The 19,405-nt window shown below is 36.3% G+C and carries 17 protein-coding genes and 4 tRNA genes; 14 read left to right on the top strand and 7 right to left on the bottom strand.

The features are described from left to right. The first annotated feature begins 83 nt into the window (after positions 1-83). The gene (locus QUH73_RS05555; protein ID WP_289529462.1) at positions 84-698 is read left to right on the top strand and encodes a deoxynucleoside kinase; all 615 of its coding nucleotides are present in this window, start codon (positions 84-86) and stop codon (positions 696-698) included. Here the strand turns inward: QUH73_RS05555 and QUH73_RS05560 are convergent. After that, positions 695-1,354 carry an outer membrane beta-barrel protein gene (locus QUH73_RS05560; RefSeq protein ID WP_289529463.1) on the bottom strand — a complete coding sequence of 220 codons (660 nt, stop codon included), beginning with the start codon at positions 1,352-1,354 and terminating at the stop codon, positions 695-697. The genes QUH73_RS05555 and QUH73_RS05560 overlap by 4 nt on opposite strands. 87 nt (positions 1,355-1,441) lie before the next feature. Further along, positions 1,442-2,632, bottom strand: a complete 1,191-nt coding sequence (gene kbl / locus QUH73_RS05565; RefSeq protein ID WP_289529464.1) for a glycine C-acetyltransferase — start codon at positions 2,630-2,632, stop codon at positions 1,442-1,444. A 373-nt stretch (positions 2,633-3,005) separates the two neighbouring features. On the opposite strand from kbl, the gene QUH73_RS05570 reads away from it, so the two are divergent. From QUH73_RS05570 to QUH73_RS05595, 6 genes are all read left to right on the top strand, one after another. Further along, positions 3,006-3,079, top strand: a tRNA-Asn gene (locus QUH73_RS05570). Positions 3,080-3,126: 47 nt separating this feature from the next. Further along, positions 3,127-3,200 (top strand) — tRNA-Asn (locus QUH73_RS05575). A gap of 47 nt (positions 3,201-3,247) precedes the next feature. Next, positions 3,248-3,321 (top strand) — tRNA-Asn (locus QUH73_RS05580). Positions 3,322-3,368: 47 nt separating this feature from the next. Then, positions 3,369-3,442: transfer RNA gene (locus QUH73_RS05585), tRNA-Asn, on the top strand. Positions 3,443-3,537: 95 nt separating this feature from the next. Then, positions 3,538-4,281: a phosphatase PAP2 family protein gene (locus QUH73_RS05590; protein ID WP_289529465.1), complete on the top strand. Its 744-nt coding sequence runs from the start codon at positions 3,538-3,540 to the stop codon at positions 4,279-4,281. 34 nt (positions 4,282-4,315) lie between these two features. Further along, positions 4,316-5,758 (top strand): MFS transporter, encoded by a 1,443-nt coding sequence (locus QUH73_RS05595; protein WP_289529466.1) that lies wholly within the window; start codon positions 4,316-4,318, stop codon positions 5,756-5,758. Here the strand turns inward: QUH73_RS05595 and QUH73_RS05600 are convergent. Then, the gene (locus QUH73_RS05600) at positions 5,706-5,975 is read right to left on the bottom strand and encodes a hypothetical protein (RefSeq protein ID WP_289529467.1); all 270 of its coding nucleotides are present in this window, start codon (positions 5,973-5,975) and stop codon (positions 5,706-5,708) included. The genes QUH73_RS05595 and QUH73_RS05600 overlap by 53 nt on opposite strands. A 15-nt stretch (positions 5,976-5,990) precedes the next feature. Here QUH73_RS05600 and QUH73_RS05605 point away from each other — a divergent pair, with 15 nt between their 5' ends. After that, a complete protein-coding gene (locus tag QUH73_RS05605) occupies positions 5,991-7,730 on the top strand; it encodes an endonuclease (RefSeq protein ID WP_289529468.1) in 1,740 nt (579 codons plus the stop codon). 284 nt (positions 7,731-8,014) lie between these two features. Here the strand turns inward: QUH73_RS05605 and QUH73_RS05610 are convergent, their stop codons facing one another. The 3 genes from QUH73_RS05610 to QUH73_RS05620 all read right to left on the bottom strand — a co-directional run bounded on the left by QUH73_RS05610 (position 8,015) and on the right by QUH73_RS05620 (position 12,738). Further along, positions 8,015-8,728: a DNA-binding domain-containing protein gene (locus QUH73_RS05610; RefSeq protein WP_289529469.1), complete on the bottom strand. Its 714-nt coding sequence runs from the start codon at positions 8,726-8,728 to the stop codon at positions 8,015-8,017. A gap of 210 nt (positions 8,729-8,938) precedes the next feature. Then, the gene (locus QUH73_RS05615) at positions 8,939-10,159 is read right to left on the bottom strand and encodes a hypothetical protein (protein WP_289529470.1); all 1,221 of its coding nucleotides are present in this window, start codon (positions 10,157-10,159) and stop codon (positions 8,939-8,941) included. 32 nt (positions 10,160-10,191) lie between these two features. Continuing rightward, positions 10,192-12,738, bottom strand: a complete 2,547-nt coding sequence (locus QUH73_RS05620; RefSeq protein WP_289529471.1) for a TonB-dependent receptor — start codon at positions 12,736-12,738, stop codon at positions 10,192-10,194. 756 nt (positions 12,739-13,494) lie between these two features. Here QUH73_RS05620 and typA point away from each other — a divergent pair. Then, positions 13,495-15,291, top strand: a complete 1,797-nt coding sequence (gene typA, locus QUH73_RS05625; protein ID WP_289529472.1) for a translational GTPase TypA — start codon at positions 13,495-13,497, stop codon at positions 15,289-15,291. Positions 15,292-15,416: 125 nt separating this feature from the next. Here the strand turns inward: typA and QUH73_RS20850 are convergent, their stop codons facing one another. After that, a complete protein-coding gene (locus tag QUH73_RS20850; protein WP_442913387.1) occupies positions 15,417-15,644 on the bottom strand; it encodes a ferredoxin in 228 nt (75 codons plus the stop codon). A gap of 217 nt (positions 15,645-15,861) precedes the next feature. On the opposite strand from QUH73_RS20850, the gene QUH73_RS05630 reads away from it, so the two are divergent. From QUH73_RS05630 to QUH73_RS05650, 5 genes are all read left to right on the top strand, one after another. After that, entirely contained in the window at positions 15,862-16,275 is a 414-nt protein-coding gene (locus QUH73_RS05630) for a hypothetical protein (RefSeq protein WP_289529473.1), read from the top strand. A gap of 12 nt (positions 16,276-16,287) precedes the next feature. Further along, entirely contained in the window at positions 16,288-16,611 is a 324-nt protein-coding gene (locus QUH73_RS05635) for a PadR family transcriptional regulator (protein WP_101310290.1), read from the top strand. A 21-nt stretch (positions 16,612-16,632) separates the two neighbouring features. Beyond that, on the top strand, positions 16,633-18,228 hold the full coding sequence (locus QUH73_RS05640) for a PspC domain-containing protein (RefSeq protein WP_289529474.1): 1,596 nt from the start codon (positions 16,633-16,635) through the stop codon (positions 18,226-18,228). A 79-nt stretch (positions 18,229-18,307) separates the two neighbouring features. Then, positions 18,308-18,811, top strand: a complete 504-nt coding sequence (locus QUH73_RS05645) for a DUF4252 domain-containing protein (protein WP_289529475.1) — start codon at positions 18,308-18,310, stop codon at positions 18,809-18,811. A gap of 203 nt (positions 18,812-19,014) precedes the next feature. Continuing rightward, positions 19,015-19,212, top strand: a complete 198-nt coding sequence (locus tag QUH73_RS05650) for a PspC domain-containing protein (RefSeq protein WP_289529476.1) — start codon at positions 19,015-19,017, stop codon at positions 19,210-19,212. The last annotated feature ends 193 nt before the right edge of the window (positions 19,213-19,405 follow it).

The following is a 19,405-nucleotide window of genomic DNA, read 5'->3' on the forward strand; positions in this document are numbered from 1 at the left end:
AATTGATAATTACGAGTTAAGACTGTCTGGCTTGTAAATCCAATTCCGAATTTATAATTCAAAACTGATAATTCTTTCAAATTATGCATATCGCAATAGCTGGAAACATTGGCTCTGGTAAAACGACCCTTACCGAACTGCTTGCAAAACAATACGGATGGGAGGCTCATTACGAGGACGTTGACGAGAACCCCTATTTAAACGATTTTTATGACGATATGAAACGATGGTCGTTCAATCTTCAAATCTACTTTTTAAAAAGTCGGTTCAATCAAATTATGGAAATCCGTAAAGCCGGAAAAAATGTAATTCAGGATCGTACGATTTATGAAGATGCCATGATTTTTGCTCCTAATTTATTTGATATGGGCTTGATGTCGCAACGCGATTTTAAAAATTACAACAACTTATTCGAATTAATGGGATCAATGGTTCAAGCACCTGATTTACTTATCTATTTGCGGTCGTCTGTTCCTACATTGGTCAATCAAATTCAGAAAAGAGGCCGCGATTACGAAGAAACCATCCGCTTGGATTACTTAAAAAACCTGAACACCAGATACGAAACATGGATTCAGAATTACAATCGTGGCAAACTATTGATTGTTGATGCTGACAATATCGATTTCCTGGATAACCCAGAAGATTTAAACAATATTGTTGATAAAGTAGAAGCTCACATTCACGGATTATTTTAAAAACGATAAAACAATCCGATTGACAATTCGGGAAGAGAGATCTTTTTAAAACCAAGGTAATATTGATAAGGATCTCCATTTTCATCTTTTGCAGTTACAGTTTCCGGGAAATCGGGAATGTACGTATACCGAAGATTCATGTCGAAACTCCATGTGCTCGATAAATTGTATAAAAAGCCAATAATTGGTGTTAAGCCAACTTTATTTTCTTTAATTGTTTTTTTCTGATTTAAGCTCCCAACCGATGTCGAAATAAAGTTAATACTGTTTTGATAATGGAAATAACCAAAGGCAAGCGAAGTGTATGGGCGAAAATCCCGATCCCAACTATCAAAATAATAAGATCCTTTAACCTGGGCTGATGCGATATTGTAATTTACATCGTAATTTCCAAAATGATTGCCATTCCAAAAATCATCCTGTCCCAAAAAGCTGTACGCAATCTCAACACCTACTCCTAATTTTTTATTCAGCATCATCTGCCCGGTTACTCTAAGCACCGGTCCGCCTTTTGCCTGTTTTCCAAAATCACCCAAAGGATACTGATAGCCAACAGAAGTCCCAACTAACAATTCCTTTTCCTTATAATACTGAGCTTTTCCTACAGAACAAATACAGATTGCCAACAGGAAAAATATAGTAGATTTAAACCTCATCGATTCTATTTTAAAATTTATCAGCCACTAAATTACAAAAAAATGGGAACCGAACCGGCTCCCATTTCATATATAACTTGAATAAAATTATTCAATTACTTTTAATTCTTTTCCAATTTTAATGAAAGCAGCCAAAGCTTTATCCAAATGCTCTTTTGTGTGCGCAGCAGAAAGTTGAATTCTTATTCTTGCCTGTCCTTTCGCTACAACCGGATAATAAAATCCGATCACATAAATACCTTCTTCCAATAATTTTGCTGCAAATTGTTGTGATAGTACTGCATCGTACAACATCAAAGCATTAATAGCCGACTCAGATGGTTTTACATCAAAACCTGCAGCCAGTAATCTTTCTCTGAAATATTTAGAATTTGAAATTACCTTATCGCGTAACTCTGTAGATTCGGTCAACATTTCGAACACAGCTAAAGAAGCTCCTACAATTACAGGAGAAAGCGAATTCGAAAACAAATACGGACGGGATCTTTGGCGCAAAAGATCGATAATTTCTGCTTTACCAGTTGTAAATCCGCCTAAAGCTCCACCCAATGCTTTTCCTAATGTACTTGTGATAATATCAACACGATCCATACAATTATGGTATTCGTGAGTTCCTCTACCAGTATCTCCAATAAAACCGGAAGCGTGACTATCATCAACCATTACTAATGCATTGTACTTGTCCGCCAAATCACAAATTTCGTTTAATCTGGCAATATCACCATCCATAGAGAAAACTCCATCGGTAACAATTATACGAAAACGCTGCGCCTGAGAGATCTTTAACTGAGCCTCCAAGTCTTCCATATCAGCATGCTTGTAACGATATCTGGCCGCTTTACACAAACGAACCCCGTCAATAATCGAAGCATGATTCAGCTCATCAGAAATAATTGCATCTTCCTTGTCAAATAATGGTTCAAAAACGCCGCCGTTTGCATCAAAAGCTGCTGCGTACAATATAGTATCTTCAGTTCCGAAGAAAGTCGCAATCTTTTCTTCCAATTCTTTATGAATATCGGTTGTACCACAAATAAAACGAACAGACGACATTCCATATCCATGCGACTTCAAAGCTTTTGAAGCTCCCTCCATAACCCGAGGATTAGAAGACAAACCTAAATAGTTATTCGCACAAAAATTTAATACTGTTTTACCAGTATTTACTTTAATTTCTGCACCTTGTGGAGTTGTTATAACTCTTTCGTTTTTATACAAGCCGGCATCTTTTATGGACTGAATTTCCTCTGCCAAATAATCTTTGAATTTTCCGTACATGAGTGTTTGTTGTTTATTATGTGTTAGGTGTTTACTATGTTTCTAAATTTCAAGCCAAAATTACAATAAAATTTCGCTTCTGAGTTTTTCAAAAACTGTTTTTTTGTTACTACTTATTATCAAATTCAGTTTTTAATTAAATAATTTTCCTTCCAGACCAACTCATCTTGCAAAACTCAATCCTTGAAAAACAATCATATAGCCATTACGTGTAGATAACAACAAATCAAATTCAGATGAAAAAAATCATTTTTTTGAAAAAATATTCCAGCAGATGTTGTATTATTGAACAAATCCTATTAGTTTTGCATCGCAATTTTCCTCCAGAATGTACGTCATTCGTGCAATTCAGAAGAAAATTTGGAAGTTATACTCCTTCTTAGCTCAGTTGGTTAGAGCATCTGACTGTTAATCAGAGGGTCCTAGGTTCAAGTCCTAGAGAGGGAGCAAAAAAAGCAAGCTGAAATGCTTTCAAAACAATTTTAGCAGAGTATTCCTTCTTAGCTCAGTTGGTTAGAGCATCTGACTGTTAATCAGAGGGTCCTAGGTTCAAGTCCTAGAGAGGGAGCAAAAAAAGCAAGCTGAAATGCTTTCAAAACAATTTTAGCAGAGTATTCCTTCTTAGCTCAGTTGGTTAGAGCATCTGACTGTTAATCAGAGGGTCCTAGGTTCAAGTCCTAGAGAGGGAGCAAAAAAAAGCAAGCTAAATGCTTTCAAAACAATTTTAGCAGAGTATTCCTTCTTAGCTCAGTTGGTTAGAGCATCTGACTGTTAATCAGAGGGTCCTAGGTTCAAGTCCTAGAGAGGGAGCAGAAAGCCATCCATTGCGGGTGGCTTTTTCATTTTTTAAGTACTCCGATCCAAAATTTTCTTCTATTTTTGTTGGAATTGAAAAATTCTACGTCTTGAAACACTATTCATTACCAATATATCTTTTTTTGATCCTGCTTTTAAGTATCCCAACTCATGGATATACTCAGGTAAGAATTGATACAACAGTTACATTTCATAAAACCCGGCTAAATCCTGGATTAGGCAAAAGGGTTTTTAATAAAGAAAATCTATTCGTGTTTGGTGGACTATTAGGCACTTCATTTTTACTCGACGAATGGTCGAACAAACGCCTGAAATTAAATCAAAATTCCTTTTTAGATTCTTACACCAATATCTTTAATGAATTTGGTGAGAAGAAATACATTGCTCCTGCCACATTTGCAACCTGGATTATTGGAACAGCAATTAAAGATGAAAGACTGTCAACTACTGCACTCAACTCAGGAAAAGCTTTAATCACTGCCGCAATCTTAACCGAAGGCACAAAAATAATAGCCGGTCGTTCCAGACCATCCTTAAACAGAGGAAATATGCATTTTGATGCCTTTGGAGGCACAAACAACGATACAAAATCATTCCCTTCGGGACATGCTTTTGTTTCCTGGGCAGTATTCACTCCTTTTGCCGAAGAATACAGCAAGTGGATTTACATGATTCCGGCCTCTGTGAGCTTTGCAAGAATGTACCGAAACAAACATTGGTTTTCTGATGTTGTTTTAGGAGGAGGAATTGGCTATTTTGCAGGCCTCTATTTTCACAAAAGAAAAAACCAATCTGTCATTTTCGATGGAAATGGAATTGTAATCAAATTTTAACCAAACCAATTTATACAACCCAAAACCCAATATTATGAGCTCAACAAGTGTCTTTAAAAAATTCCCGAAAACCTTCTGGGTTGCAAATACCATCGAATTATTCGAGCGATGGGCCTGGTATGGTTTTTTCATGCTTTTTGCAAATTACCTTACCGGATCAACCGACATCGGCGCACTAGGTTTATCTCAGGCAGAAAAAGGAACTATTATGGGAGTGGGAACAGGAATACTTTACTTCCTTCCTGTAATTACAGGTGCAATAGCCGATAAATACGGATACAAACTGGTTTTAGGTATTTCATTTGTTATTTACAGCACTGCATTTATAGCACTTCCACTTTTTGACACATTTACCGGAGTATTTGCCATGTACCTTTACTTAGCATTGGGTGCAGCACTTTTTAAACCAATTATTTCGGCGACGGTTGCAAAAACTACCAATGAGGAAACCTCATCGATTGGCTTTGGAATTTTTTATATGATGGTTAACATTGGTGCCTTTATTGGGCCATTGGTTACTCTTGCATACAAAGACAGTGGATACACAACTGTTTTTTACATATCTGCCGGCGTTATTCTAATCAATTTTATTTTGATATTATTCTACAAAGAACCAGAGCGTGAAATTAAAAATGAATCCATTGGAGTCGCAATAGCTACCGTATTCAGGAATATTGGCAAAGCCCTTAGCGATATTAAGTTTGTAATTTTTCTTCTTTTGGTTGCGGCATTTTGGAGTATGTACTATCAGCTATTCTTCACGCTGCCAGTATTTATTGCCCAATGGGTAGACACTTCAAGCGTCTATCACTTCTTCGAAAGTTTTATGCCCGTTGTAACAGAAACTTATGGCACGAATGGACAAATAGATGCAGAATTCATCACGAATTTCGATGCCATGTTTATCATCATCTTCCAAATTGTCATCTCTACAATTGTGATGAGGTGGAAACCTCTGCAGGCAATGATGGGCGGAATTTTGATCTGTACAATTGGAATGGGACTCACCCTACTAACACAAAACGTTCTTTTCGTGATTCTTGCAATATTCATTTTCTCCGTTGGGGAAATGGCCAGCTCTCCAAAAATTACCGAATACATTGGACGAATAGCTCCTAAAGATAAAGTTGGACTTTACATGGGTTGCTCATTCCTGCCGGTATTTGCAGGCAGTACTATAGGTGGTGTTATATCAGGAAATGTATATGGAAACATGTCCGACAAAGTAACCTTAATGATTCGAGAAGTTACTGCAAGAGGACTTCAAATTCCTGAAATATCTAAGGATTTTAGTGCAACTGATTATTTCAACAAGGCAGGTGAACTTATGGGAATGGATCAAAATCAGCTCACTCAATATCTTTGGGATACTTATAACCCTTCCAATATTTGGTATGTGATACTGGCTATTGGATTTTTCTCAGTTACCGCTCTCTATTTTTACGATAGATTGCTGCTGAACAAAAAAGCACAATAGCCTGCAAACAAGGACTCAATAAAACAACAAATCCCACTCCGGTGGGATTTTTTTTGTCTTCTTCATCAAAACTATTAAGATTAGCAAGGACTTCTGCATTATATTTTTTAATTTGCAGACGAAATAAATCAACAAATAAAGTCACTTTTTGCTGATTTATTCGTACTAAAAAAAACCACTCAACCATTTTTATGCTACCCAACCAAATTAATAACATGTTAAGGCATATTATATGATAAGAACTCTACACACAAAAATTTTATTTTTCCTCACTGTTTTTGTTGCTTTTGCAATTGCAGCAACAGCTCAGACTTCTATTGAAGAATACTACCAAAACGCTGCCGGAAAAACTGGCGGTGAATTGAAAACTGCTCTGCATTCTATTATTAGAAATCACACCGAACTGCCTTACACAACTAAGGATGCCGGTGACCAATACAATGTTTGGGAAGCTCTTAAAATTACTGACGAAGATCCAAATAATACAGACAATGTTCTTCTAATTTACACTGGAAGAAGTGAAGTAAAAACACATCAGGATGATGGTTCAGGAGACGATGATTCCTGGAACAGGGAACACATCTGGGCCAAATCTCACGGGGATTTTGGAACCGTCCGGGGTGCAGGAACCGATATTCACCATCTTAGAGCCTGCGACCGAAGTGTAAATACTGATCGAAGCAATAAATTTTTTGACAATGGCGGAACGACTCATTCTGAAGCTACAGAATGCAAGTTTGACGGAGACTCATGGGAACCCCGCGATGCTGTGAAAGGCGATATTGCCAGAATGATATTGTACATGGCAGTTTGTTACGAAGGCGAAAATGGTGATCCTGATTTGGAAATGACCAACGACATGGCCTACAGTATGGTTAATTACTCAGCTCCTTTCTTTGGTAAACTATCCACCTTATTAGTTTGGAATACACAGGATCCGGTTGACGAAGCCGAAAAAGCCAGAAACGAAAAGGTTTATACGATTCAGGGCAACAGAAATCCTTTTATTGATTATCCCGAATGGGCTGACGAAATCTGGCCACCCGATACAGAGAGTCCTGCTATCACCGAATTATCTCCTGTCAATAATTCTATTGGTGTTTCTTTAACCGCAAATCTTATTATCAAATTCAACGAAGATATAAAAGAAGGAACAGGCAGTGTTACCATCAAAAGATACAATGACGAAACAACTTTTGAAACACTAACAATTCCAAGCGCCAGATTAACTTATTCAGGCAGCCAGCTGTTAATAAACTCTGAAGCTAAATACGAAGAAGGAGTTAGATACTATGTTGTTATTGATAATGGTGTAATTACCGATGCTTCATCGAATACTTTTGATGGATTTTCAGATAAAACTGTATGGAATTTCACAGCAACCTACACTCCTCCTGCAATTACCGGATTTACTCCAGCTGATGACAGTGAAAATGTTCCAATAGGCACTGATCTGGAAATTACTTTTGATAAAAATGTACAAGCAGGAAATGGTAAAATCTATATTAAAACCAATGGCACTGCAGTAGAGGAAATATTTGCTTCAGATGTTTCGGTAACCTATAACGGCACACAAGTTAGTATTGATTTATCAGATGATCTGGAAACAGGAACCGAATATTACATTAACATTGATAATAATGCCTTTGTAAGTGCAAACGGGGTAGCTTTTGCAGGTATCACTTCCATTACAGACTGGTCTTTTACAACAGAAAATCCTACCGGAATTGATGATTTACGTACCGATGGAATTCCATCATTCTACCCGAACCCAGCTGTGAATGAAATCCGACTGAAAAATATGAATGATGTAGAATCGATGTATATCTCGAACTTAACCGGGCGAAATATCATGGAAATAAAATCACCTGATACACGAATCTCCATTAGCAAATTGCCAAAAGGGATGTATTTTGTGACCTTTATTTTATCAGATGGCAATCGGATAACAAAGAAACTGATGAAGCGCTAAAATTTCATATAAACAAATATAAATGGCTGTTTCCTTTTCGGAAGCAGCCTTTTTTGTTCTTTTCTTATTCTGATGTCTGGCAAAAAGTCTGAAACAGGGGGCACGATGCGTACACATTAGGGGTTGGTCATGCGTACACATGAAGGGGGTATCATGTGTACACACCAGCGGGTACTCATCTGCAAACAAGGAATACTTTCACCCCAAAAATATACATATGGAGATCAAAAAAATCCGGATAGAATACCATCTAACCGGATTAAAATACAGAAAGTCATATCGATTCAATCAACAATCAAAATCTGCTCAAATTGTATTTCACGAGGCTCTTTAAGCAATAGGCTATTCGCCGAAAATTGTGTGACGATCTCCAGAGCATAATTACCAACCTCCAGCGCGGGCAACATCACCAACAGCTGCTTGGGTTCATTGGTAATAATTTGCGCACACTTATGGCGACTGTCATCATTCTGATTGATTAGATACACACCAACAATGGCATCATCGCCTGCTATTTTTAGCCTGTTACCCTGTATCGAGATCACATTACCCGGAGTAATCGTGCTGTCTTCGGCCTTTGTAAGGCTGTCGATTACTTTCCCTATCACAGGTTCGGTAGTGGCGGTACCAACAATATCGACCTGTGTTTTTTTCAATTCCTCACGCAAGGCAGTACTGCTGATAAAAGATGCAGTAATACGATGCTCATTGGGGTCGAAACGATCGGTTGCTCCGTGAAAAGCACCATTAATACCAATATGGCTGTGATACACCCCCGTATTAATACTGTATCCTTCAACCAATTTAGCGACTTTAATCCGGTCGCTGCGATCGAGGATATTTAAAATCGTTTCCTTTTGGTATTCGGTCCCTTCTTTTATCATTGCATCGGCAATATCGCCATTGTAAAGCGTTCCCTGAGGTTTAACCTTTCCGTAAAAATCATTGGGATCGGGAGTTAAGAGGTTATCGTATAACCAAACATTTACTTTGCTCATAATAATGTGATTTGATTAATTTTAATTAAAATAAGAAGTTCCGATACTTCTCTAAAAAAGTCAAGATCTGAGCAGTTAAATTATTATGTTATTGAGCACATTTGTTGGTTCACCAATCAAAACATATACTACTCTGCATACAGTCTAAGCAATGGAAATAAAAAAGCCCGAATCCTTAAGGATTCGGGCTTAGTACAATATAGTTTTCTACTAATTATCTTTAACAGCTTCAAGTATCACTGTTTTATTTGTTACTCCAGAACTATAATATTTATAAGTAATTGAATAAACCTGACCTACAGCAACTTCATACTTATTTTTGATAATCTTGGCGATTTTCTCAAGAACCACATCTTCTTCCTCGTCAAAATTTCCATAACCACCATTACCTACAAACTTATAATCGTCATAAACCAATGTGTAAGTTTCTGTTGGCGTTTTATCCGATTTAACAAATTTGATTGGAGGAACAAATAACCATGTTTTGTCTTTATAAGCAACCAATGAAGATGCATTGATAGTTTGAGACAAGGTTTTCAAAACATATTCTCCTGTTTCCCAGTTAAAAGATACAGTAACATTATTCTTCCATCCATCCTCATTCAAAATATAACCAATGTAGTTATCATAGTAATTTCCATAATACACATATTTAATCTCCTGCTTATCACCACTAACAGCATTTGGATATTTACCAATTAAAAAATCAGGCAAATAATTATCTGCTTTGGCTTTAGAAGAAAAATTAAAATACTCTCCAGGTTGATCTTTACCTTCACCCATTAATTTGTAATCCTCTTCTGTTAATTCATATGCTGAAGTATAGCCAAATGCTTTAGACGTATTTGTCCATACAGTTCCATCGAACTCATATTCTGCATATTTATCGCCTGCGCCATAAAATTTATAACTAAGCAATTTAGAATCCCCCACTTTAGCAATAGGAAATCTGCGATCTAAAAATACCGGCAAATACTCATCTATTGGCATATTTTTATCAAAATTACCATATTGACCGGGTTCACCTTTTCCTTCTCCAAGTAGATCATAATCATTACCTGTCATTTCGTAAGCTTTTGGTGAAGCATCACTCACTTTAGAACTAGGGATATAAAAATTGTAATTCACTACGTATTCAGAACCAGCCTCGCCATAAACCTTCATATTTGTTAATACTTCAGGCAAATTGTCTGCAGCAGTTGCCGAACTCGAAAAGTTCATATGCCCGCTAACACTCGTATTAGTTGAAAGGGCATAATCTGCATCAGTCAAAGTATATCCTGTTTCAAGCAATACTTTATCTGAGAAAAATTTCGCATCAGCTACAGCATCAGCATTAGCTTCATCTACTTCTTTGTAAGCATCTTCCATTGGGTCACAAGAAGTGAAAACCAAAGCAAAGAAGGATGCCATATATAATAATTTCTTCATCTTTCTATTTTTTTTATTAAACAAAAGTCTGATTAAAACTTAATTTTAAGACCTGTTGACCAAGTTCTTCCGAATCCGTAATACACTAAAGCTTCGTTAGTTGTATGATTTAAACCATCTTGTGCTTTAGAAACATATTCAGTATCAAACAAATTGTAAACATTTGTATTTAAAGTGGCGTCAAGACCAGCGATCTGAAACTTGTAACGGAAACCAGCATCAACCAGCCCTGCTTCCGGCATTTCCCATGAATCACCACTAGTAGCAATATCAGTTCTCTTAGTAGCATCAAAATCAGCATAATGATTACCGTAGTAGGTATAATCAACACTCACATTCAATTTAGGAAGAACTTCGTAATCGATAGAAGCAGAACCTGATAATTGGGCTGAGTTACCAACATGCACATCTTTTAGATATGCTGTAAACTCACCTTTTTTCACTTGTGCATCATCATAAACAACCGCATGTACATCATCCTGATAAACCCAATCACCTACAGATACCATAGCACGAACAGTTAATTTCTTAGAAGGCTTGTATTCTCCCTCAACCTCGATACCTTGATGAAGTTGATTCAAACCTGAGATATTAACATTTTCACCGCCAAGACTTTTCACCAAACCTCTGTCTTTCCAATTGGTACGATACAAAGTAACATTTGCATTAAAGTTAGAAGATGTATATGCATAGCCTATCTCAGCAGTAATGATTTTTTCATACTTCACATCCTTGTTCACTTCATTTGTGTTGTTCAAAAATACATTTGCCATATAAGGTGTTCTTTGCACATATCCTCCATTTACAAATACATTGTGGATAGAGTTGATCTTGTAATTGAAACCAGCCTTCACATTCCAAGGCAAGAAATCTTCCCAATCAGACTGTTGGTTTCCTGGCTCATACAAGAAATAATCTGTACGTCGGTAAGCTTTTCGTGACACTGCTGCAGATATAAATGCTGAATAATCATCAGTTACATATTCTGTTTGACCGAAAAGACCAGTATACAAGGCTTCACCATCATTATAATAGTTAATTTTATCATCGGCCTTCAACCAAGTATTAGCATCACGATTCTTATTACCATTAAGGTAGAATGCTCCTCCCAACAAATCATGAATTTCGTTATAATGCTCTCCCTTGTAGTAACGCGCATCTAAACCTGCTGTAAAAGTAAACTGCTTGTATTCATGTGTTAATGTAGACAATAAACCATACCAAGCATGATTATTTACTGAATTAGCAATAATCGCCTGAGAACCTAAAGCAGTGGAGGCTGCATTGATAGCCGCAACCCCTTCAAAGTCCAATAAACCATCAGGAGTTCTCATTGTTACATCATAATCCTCACCAGTACTATAATTAACACCTAATAATTTAGACTGAGCTCCGTATACACGACGACCACCACCAGAACCAACTGATGCATAGAATGAAGTAGTTAAAGATGTTTTATCATCCATAGTCCAATAATGGTTCAACTGTGCCTGAGGTTTGTGGTAATAGTTGTAACCATATGCTCCACCATATAATTTTCCTTCACGCATTCCATAATCAGAATTGTATTTAAATTCATCTTTATGATCGCGGTATTGCTGAATTGTGTGCTTGTTTCCACGCTGATTGTGCCATTGTGGTGCACCGGTAATCATGAAAGACAGAGTATGTTTTTCATTAATCACTTTAGAGATATTGGCAAAATAGGACCAAGCATCATAATCTGTTCCTTTTATATATCCATCACCTGATGTGTGAGAACCTAAGATAGTAACAGCCCATCCATTATCCATTAAACCTGTTGATAATGAGATTAGGCTTTTCTTAAGACCATCGTTTCCAATGCTCGATTTAATTACTCCACCTTTTTTAGCATCTGTAGATTTAGTAAGAATATTAATAGTACCTCCAACAGAAGAAAGACCCAGCTTAGATGCACCAAGTCCTCTTTGAACCTGCATAGTACGGGTAACATCAGAAAGCCCGGCCCAATTTGACCAGTAAACTTTACCCGATTCCATATCATTAACAGGGATACCATTAATTAATACTCCAACATTATTCGAATCAAAACCACGGATATATACTGTAGCATCACCGAATCCACCACCTTCTTTCGAAGTATATACAGATGGTGTAGACTTTAAAATTTCAGGAAATTCCTGAGATCCCAATTTATTCTCTATTATATCCGAAGAAATAGTAGATACAGCAATTGGTGTTTGACGATCTGTTACAATAGAAGCCATTACACTAACTTCGTTCAAACCAACAGCGTCAGATTCCAACTTAATAGTTCCTAAATCCTGAGCACCTTTTAAGTCAATTTCTTTGTCAAGAAATCCTACAAAACTTACAACAAGCTTTGTAGCTCCTTTTGGCAATTCAAAAGCAAACGAGCCATCAAAACCCGAAACAGTACCGGAAGTTGTTCCGGCAACAACAATAGAAGCACCCGGTAAACTTTCGTTGGTACTACCATCTACGACTACACCTTTTACGGTGGTTTGAGCAATAGCTGCAATGGACAACATCATAATTGCTGCCATTGTCAAAATACTTCTCATAGCATTTTTCATAAAACAATTTGTTAGGTTAGTAATTGTGTGACAATGTCGCCACAAAATCATCTCACATTTCCTGGAGAAAAGGATCACAAAAATGGTTGCTTTTTAACTATGTAACAAAAAAATAACGAACTAATTTTAGCTGTTCGTCTTCTTTTTTTAGCATTTCATCGAAAAAATTAATTTCAAACCTGAAACAGGGACAGTTTTTCAACAATCACGCAAAAAAAAGAACAACAGTTTTAACCAAATTGGTCTGTTAAAAAATGGATATGGAAGATAATATTTTTCTTTCGAAATCCATAATCACAAAACCAACCAAAAACTTAGTTTAAACCTTATTTCAACATCCTGATAAAAAAGTTATTACTTAACGAATAGATTATACAAGGATTGTAAAGTTTTAACAATGATACTCCACCTGTTACTTATTTCTATTCTAAATTAGACAATTACTAAATATCATTAACGACACAAAGAAACAATTTCATCTGCAACGGTCTGTTAATTTAACATTAAAAAAAAGGAAAGAATTAAATTAATATCTAAAACAAAATTAAATTTGCTTGAAAAGCAAATTTTCAAAAATAAAGCGTACTTTTGCAGCCGCATTTTGAGCACCGCAATCGATTCACTCACAACAATTTCAAAGAATGAGATGATTAGATGAATGCTCAATTTGACTAGTACAATAAAAAGAAAGAGAACACAGTATCCCATTTCATTAGCTTTCAGCGGATATTTTTTCTCAAATTAATAAAATACAAGATGAGGAAATTGAGAAACATTGCGATTATCGCCCACGTTGATCATGGTAAAACCACTTTGGTTGACAAAATGATAATGCATAGTAACATTTTTAGAAAAAATGAGAACCCAGGTGATTTAATCCTTGATAATAATGATCTGGAAAGAGAGAGAGGAATCACCATCTTGTCAAAGAACGTTTCTCTTGAATACAATGGTGTAAAGATTAATATCATAGACACTCCCGGTCACTCGGATTTTGGTGGAGAAGTTGAGCGCGTTTTAAATATGGCTGATGGAGTATTACTACTTGTAGACGCCTTTGAAGGAACGATGCCTCAAACTCGTTTTGTACTGCAGAAAGCTTTAGCTCTAGGTCTTAAACCTGTTGTGGTTGTTAATAAAGTTGACAAACCAAACTGCAGACCGGAAGAAGTTCAGGAGCAGGTTTTCGAATTGATGTTTAATTTGGAGGCTACTGAAGAGCAATTAGATTTCCCAACCATCTACGGCTCTGCCAAACAAGGTTGGATGTCGAAAGACTGGCAAAAGCCAACAACTGATATTACAGCAATTTTAGATGCAGTAATCGAATTCATCCCTGAGCCAAAAACCATTAATGGCACACCACAAATGCTGATTACATCTCTTGACTACTCTGCTTATGTTGGACGTATCGCCGTAGGACGTGTTCACCGGGGAGAGATTCGTGAAGGAATGGATGTTAGCCTGGTTAAACCTGATGGCAGCATCAAGAAACAACGAATTAAAGAACTACATATCTTCACCGGTCTGGGTAAAGAAAGAGTTCAATCTGTTGCTTCCGGAGAAATATGCGCTTTAGTAGGTATTGAAGGTTTTGATATTGGAGACTCTATTTGCAGCGTTGAAAACCCGGAACCTCTAACACCAATTGCAATTGACGAGCCTACAATGAGTATGTTATTTACGATCAACAATTCTCCGTTTTATGGAAAAGATGGTAAATTCGTTACTTCCCGTCACTTAATTGACCGACTAAATAAAGAATTGGAAAAGAATTTAGCTCTTAGAGTTGAAAAAACTGATTCTGCTGATTCATATATTGTATTCGGACGTGGAGTTCTTCACTTGTCTGTACTAATCGAAACAATGAGACGTGAAGGATACGAGATTCAAGTTGGACAACCACAGGTTATCATTAAAGAAATTGGTGGTGAAAAATGTGAACCTATTGAATTTTTATTCATCGATCTTCCGGAAGATGTTTCAGGAAAAGCAATTGAGATCGTAACTCAACGTAAAGGAGAAATGCTGACTATGGAACGTAAGGCTGATCGTATTCACCTCGAATTCCATATCCCATCAAGAGGTATTATTGGTTTAAGAAATCAGATGTTGACTGCTACTGCCGGCGAAGCAGTGATCTCTCATCGCTTTCTGGAATACCAACCACACAAAGGAATTATCCCTGGTCGTGTTAACGGATCGTTAATTGCTATGGAAACCGGATTAACTTTTGCTTATGCTTTAAATAAACTACAAGACCGAGGTACATTTTTCGTTGCCCCAACGGTTGAAATTTATGAAGGCCAGGTAATTGGTGAGAATAATCGTGCCGGCGACTTAGTTATTAATGTGACTAAAACAAAAAAACTAACCAACATGCGTACTTCTGGTACTGATGATAAGGTGAGATTATCACCACCAATCACTCACTCACTTGAAGAAGCTCTGGAGTACATCCAAGGAGACGAGTATGTTGAGGTTACTCCTAACTCAATCCGCTTAAGAAAAATACTTCTTAAAGAAACTGATCGTAAAAGATCAGGCAAATAAATCTTGAATTTCAACTGAAATTTAAAAGAGCAATATTTTAAAAGAGCGATTTTCCGGTAAGGAAATCGCTCTTTTTACATTCTTCATATGCAGTAACGCCACCCGAATCAACTCTAAATCTGATATCAATAAATTTCTATCCGAATACATTTGCCTGGACAAATATCGGCTGCTTTCCTATTTTTCTGAACCTCATCATTAAAAATTTCTAATTCGTAACAATCTCTCTTCCTTATCGAACCAATCAGGTCACACCTACCATCTTCAGTACACATTTCCCAAAATTCGGGTGCTACTCCTACGCAATAAGCACAGCCTATACACCTATCCCTAAAATGCTTTATTCTTGTCATTTTTTTAATAACACCCCTGTTTAATATTGATTTTTTTTTGAATCCTCAAATGCAAGACAATTTTAAATTAAATCTTTATTGCTGATCTACTGATACTTAACTCTTTTATTGAAATATTTTTAGTACTATGCTTTGCATATTACCTTTTTTTGTACGTATATTTGTATAACAAGCTTGCATGCTTGCGACAGTAGTATACGATATAAATACAAACACCATGAACAAAAGTAACAATTCACTATGCAAACTCAGCCTGATTCTAATTGTTCTATTTTCGTGGACAACAGAATCCAATGCTCAGTTTGTTTCTACTGCGAAACAATCGAAAATACTATCTCCTATTGTGAAAATTATATCTGATGCAATTTTGGGAAGCGAATCAAAAATCGACAGAGAAAAAAGCTATTTCAACTCAAGACTTTTCTTTTTTGAAGAAAATATACAAGTATGTAAAGATATTTTAGCCGGCAATAATGACAGTATTGATGCTGTAAATATTTCATCTCAAACGAGAGAACAGATCCTAATTGAAAAAGATACTGTTCTAACAAAGGAGGAAACCAAGGTAGTTGAGAAGAAAAAACACAAAAGCATCTGGAACAATCCGGGAAACACAAAATCAAGAATTTAATTTATTCCAACCATGAAGATCGAAAATACTAAAGCCCAAATGCGAAAAGGAGTGCTGGAATATTGTATTCTATCCATTTTATCAAGAAATGATGCTTACGCTTCAGATATAATCAAGGAGCTAAAAGAGGCAAAAATGATTGTTGTGGAAGGAACTTTATATCCACTTCTAACCCGATTAAAAAACGACGGATTGCTAAGCTACCGTTGGGAGGAATCAACTCAAGGCCCACCTCGGAAATATTACACAATTGCCGAACTTGGAAGTGGATTCCTTAAAGAATTGGATCAATCCTGGCAAGATTTAGTTGATGCTGTAAATACAATTAAAAAGTAAGACCCCTAAACCGATATACAAATGAAAAAGACATTAACAATTAACATAAGTGGGAGTATTTTCCATATCGATGAGGATGCTTTTGAAAAACTACAGGCTTACCTGCGCACCATCAATACTCACTATGGACCAAGCGAAGAAGGCCGCGAAATCGTATCTGATATTGAAGCTAGAATCTCAGAAATTTTCCAAGAAAAACTGAGCACAAAAGATCAGGTGGTAAATGTAGATATGATTGAAGAAACCATATCGATTATGGGGAAACCTGAAGAGATATTTGCTATCGACGAAGAAAGTATTGAAGACGAGTCGAATCAGGAAACTGAGACAAAACAAACTTTCGGAAAGAAAAAGCGCAGATTATTCCGCGATCCTGACCACAGAGTTCTGGGTGGTGTAGCCAGTGGTTTGTCTGCTTATTTCGGAATTGATGTGGTTGTAATCCGTCTCCTTTTTGCACTTTTCTTTTTCCTAGGATATGGGTTTTCATTTCTTCTTTATGTGATTTTATGGATTGCAGTTCCTAAAGCAGTTACTACAACTCAAAAATTAGAAATGAAGGGCAAAAAGGTAAACATTTCCAACATTGAGGAAACAATTAAAGACGAATACAAGGAGGTAAAAGAAAGTTTCGAAAAGATGAGGGACAAGAACGGACCGCAGGTTCGTGACGGTTTCGATAGAGTTCTGGACTTTGCCGGAACAGCACTCCGACTCATCCTTAAAGTGATTATTATTTTGCTTGGTATTGGATTCGTATTTGCAGGATTTATTACCCTTATCAGCTTTATTGGCTCCATGATTTTTGTGAATAGCTTTTTTGGTCCATTTTCTGATTTCCATTTTCCCGGCACAGTGCTTCCACACCTATTTCTTGACGGAAGTAGTATCACCTTATTCACAATTGGCGTAATTGTGGTGATTGGAATCCCTTTACTCCTTCTGATTTTTGCAGGATTAAAACTCTTGTTCAATTTCAGAACTAACAACAAAATAATAGGGTTCTCGGCACTTGCATTTTGGCTACTGGGAATTATCCTTTTGGTTAGTCTAAGTTTTTCTCAAATAAAAGGATACATGCAAAGCAGTACGCGTTATTCCGAAAACATTGAATTACAACCTACCCAAACAGATACTCTTTATTTAAAATCAACTGACAATATCGATTTTGACTGGCATGATGGGCACATCGGTCTGGACAATATAAAAATCATAGTCAAAGATGATAAGGAAATTATAGTTGGAGAACCTACTCTTGATATCGAAAAGAGTAACAGTGGTAAATTTGAAATTAAACTTAAAAAGAAATCCCGGGGAAGATCGAACGAACAGGCGAGTGAAAATGCTGAAAACATTGAATACAAATGGAAACAAACTGATTCCCTAATTGTCTTTAATCAATTTTTCACACTGCTAACTGATAGTAAATGGAGAAATCAAAAACTTCACATCACAATTAAGGTGCCCGAAGGAAAAGTGATCTATCTGGACAAGTCGATGCGCAAAATTATTCACGACATTGATAATGTAGATAACGCTTGGGACTACGACATGCTAGACAAGATGTGGATCATGAAAAAGGAAGGCCTAAGCAAATTAGAAAATAATAACAAATAAACCCATGCTTTGCACCGGCTCCTTTTTCAATACACACTTTGCCGGTGTAAACATGGTAAATCAAAAAAAATAAAATATCATGAAAAAATTAGTAGTAATAATTGCAGCGATAGTATTTCCGATTCTAATACAAGCACAAACCAAAGGTGAGCAAATACACGCTAAATATTCAAATTTAGATGGTTTTACCAGCTTTAGTTTTGCCGGTAGCTTCCTAAAAAATCTCGACTTTGATGTTGATGAAGACGAATTGGAGAAAAATATCACCGGAGAATGTAAAAACATCAAATTCCTAACTTTTAAACATGCAAACGGAGACGAAACTAAATTCAAAAATATTGTCTCTTCACAACTATCAAAAGGAAATGCCTATAAAGAAGTCTTAACTGACAGAGATGATAAAAATTCCGATGATGTTCATTTCTTCGCAAAAGGAAACGGAAAAAAATTCAGTGAATTTCATGTCTTGCACTTTAATGAAAACAGAACATCATTGGTTTCCTTTTTTGGTGATTTTCGTGTTGATGAAATAAAAACTTTGTCTCACTTCACTTTTGATGATGAAGACGACGATGAGGAATAACAACATTCAAGACTTAACAAATATGTAATCTCCAAGTGCAGAAATTTTCGCACGCAAGAAAATAATTACCTGGTAAGTTACATATGGCAACCAAAAATAAATTACAATTAAATGAAACGTCCATGATTAAATAATTATTAACTCACACACAAGAATGATTATTTACTCAAGGTAAGTTCTATCTGACCATAAAATACAAACAGATGAAACGCTTAACAAGATCAAAGGAGAAAAAAATAGCTGGTGTTTGCGGAGGTATTTCTCAATACATAAATCCGGAACTTGACCCGATAATTATAAGAGCTGCATGGCTGATACTAACTTTATTTAATCCACTAATGTTGCTTGCATACTTAATACTGGCATTGGTTTTGCCCGATTCTTCATACGAAACAGCATAAAACAACACAAAATAATATAATCTGATTTGAATGTAATTTTCACCCCAAATTTGGTTCTAAAGGTATTTAGTCTTTTTCACCGAAAAACAACCAAAACATTCAATAGATTAGAGGCTGTTTCGTAGTTATGAGACAGCCTCTTTTTTCTAAAAAAATTAATTATTTTCCCTTCTTTTAAAATATTTCTTCAGAT

Source organism: Labilibaculum sp. K2S, assembly GCF_030372765.1.
Classification (GTDB): Bacteria; Bacteroidota; Bacteroidia; order Bacteroidales; family Marinifilaceae; genus Labilibaculum.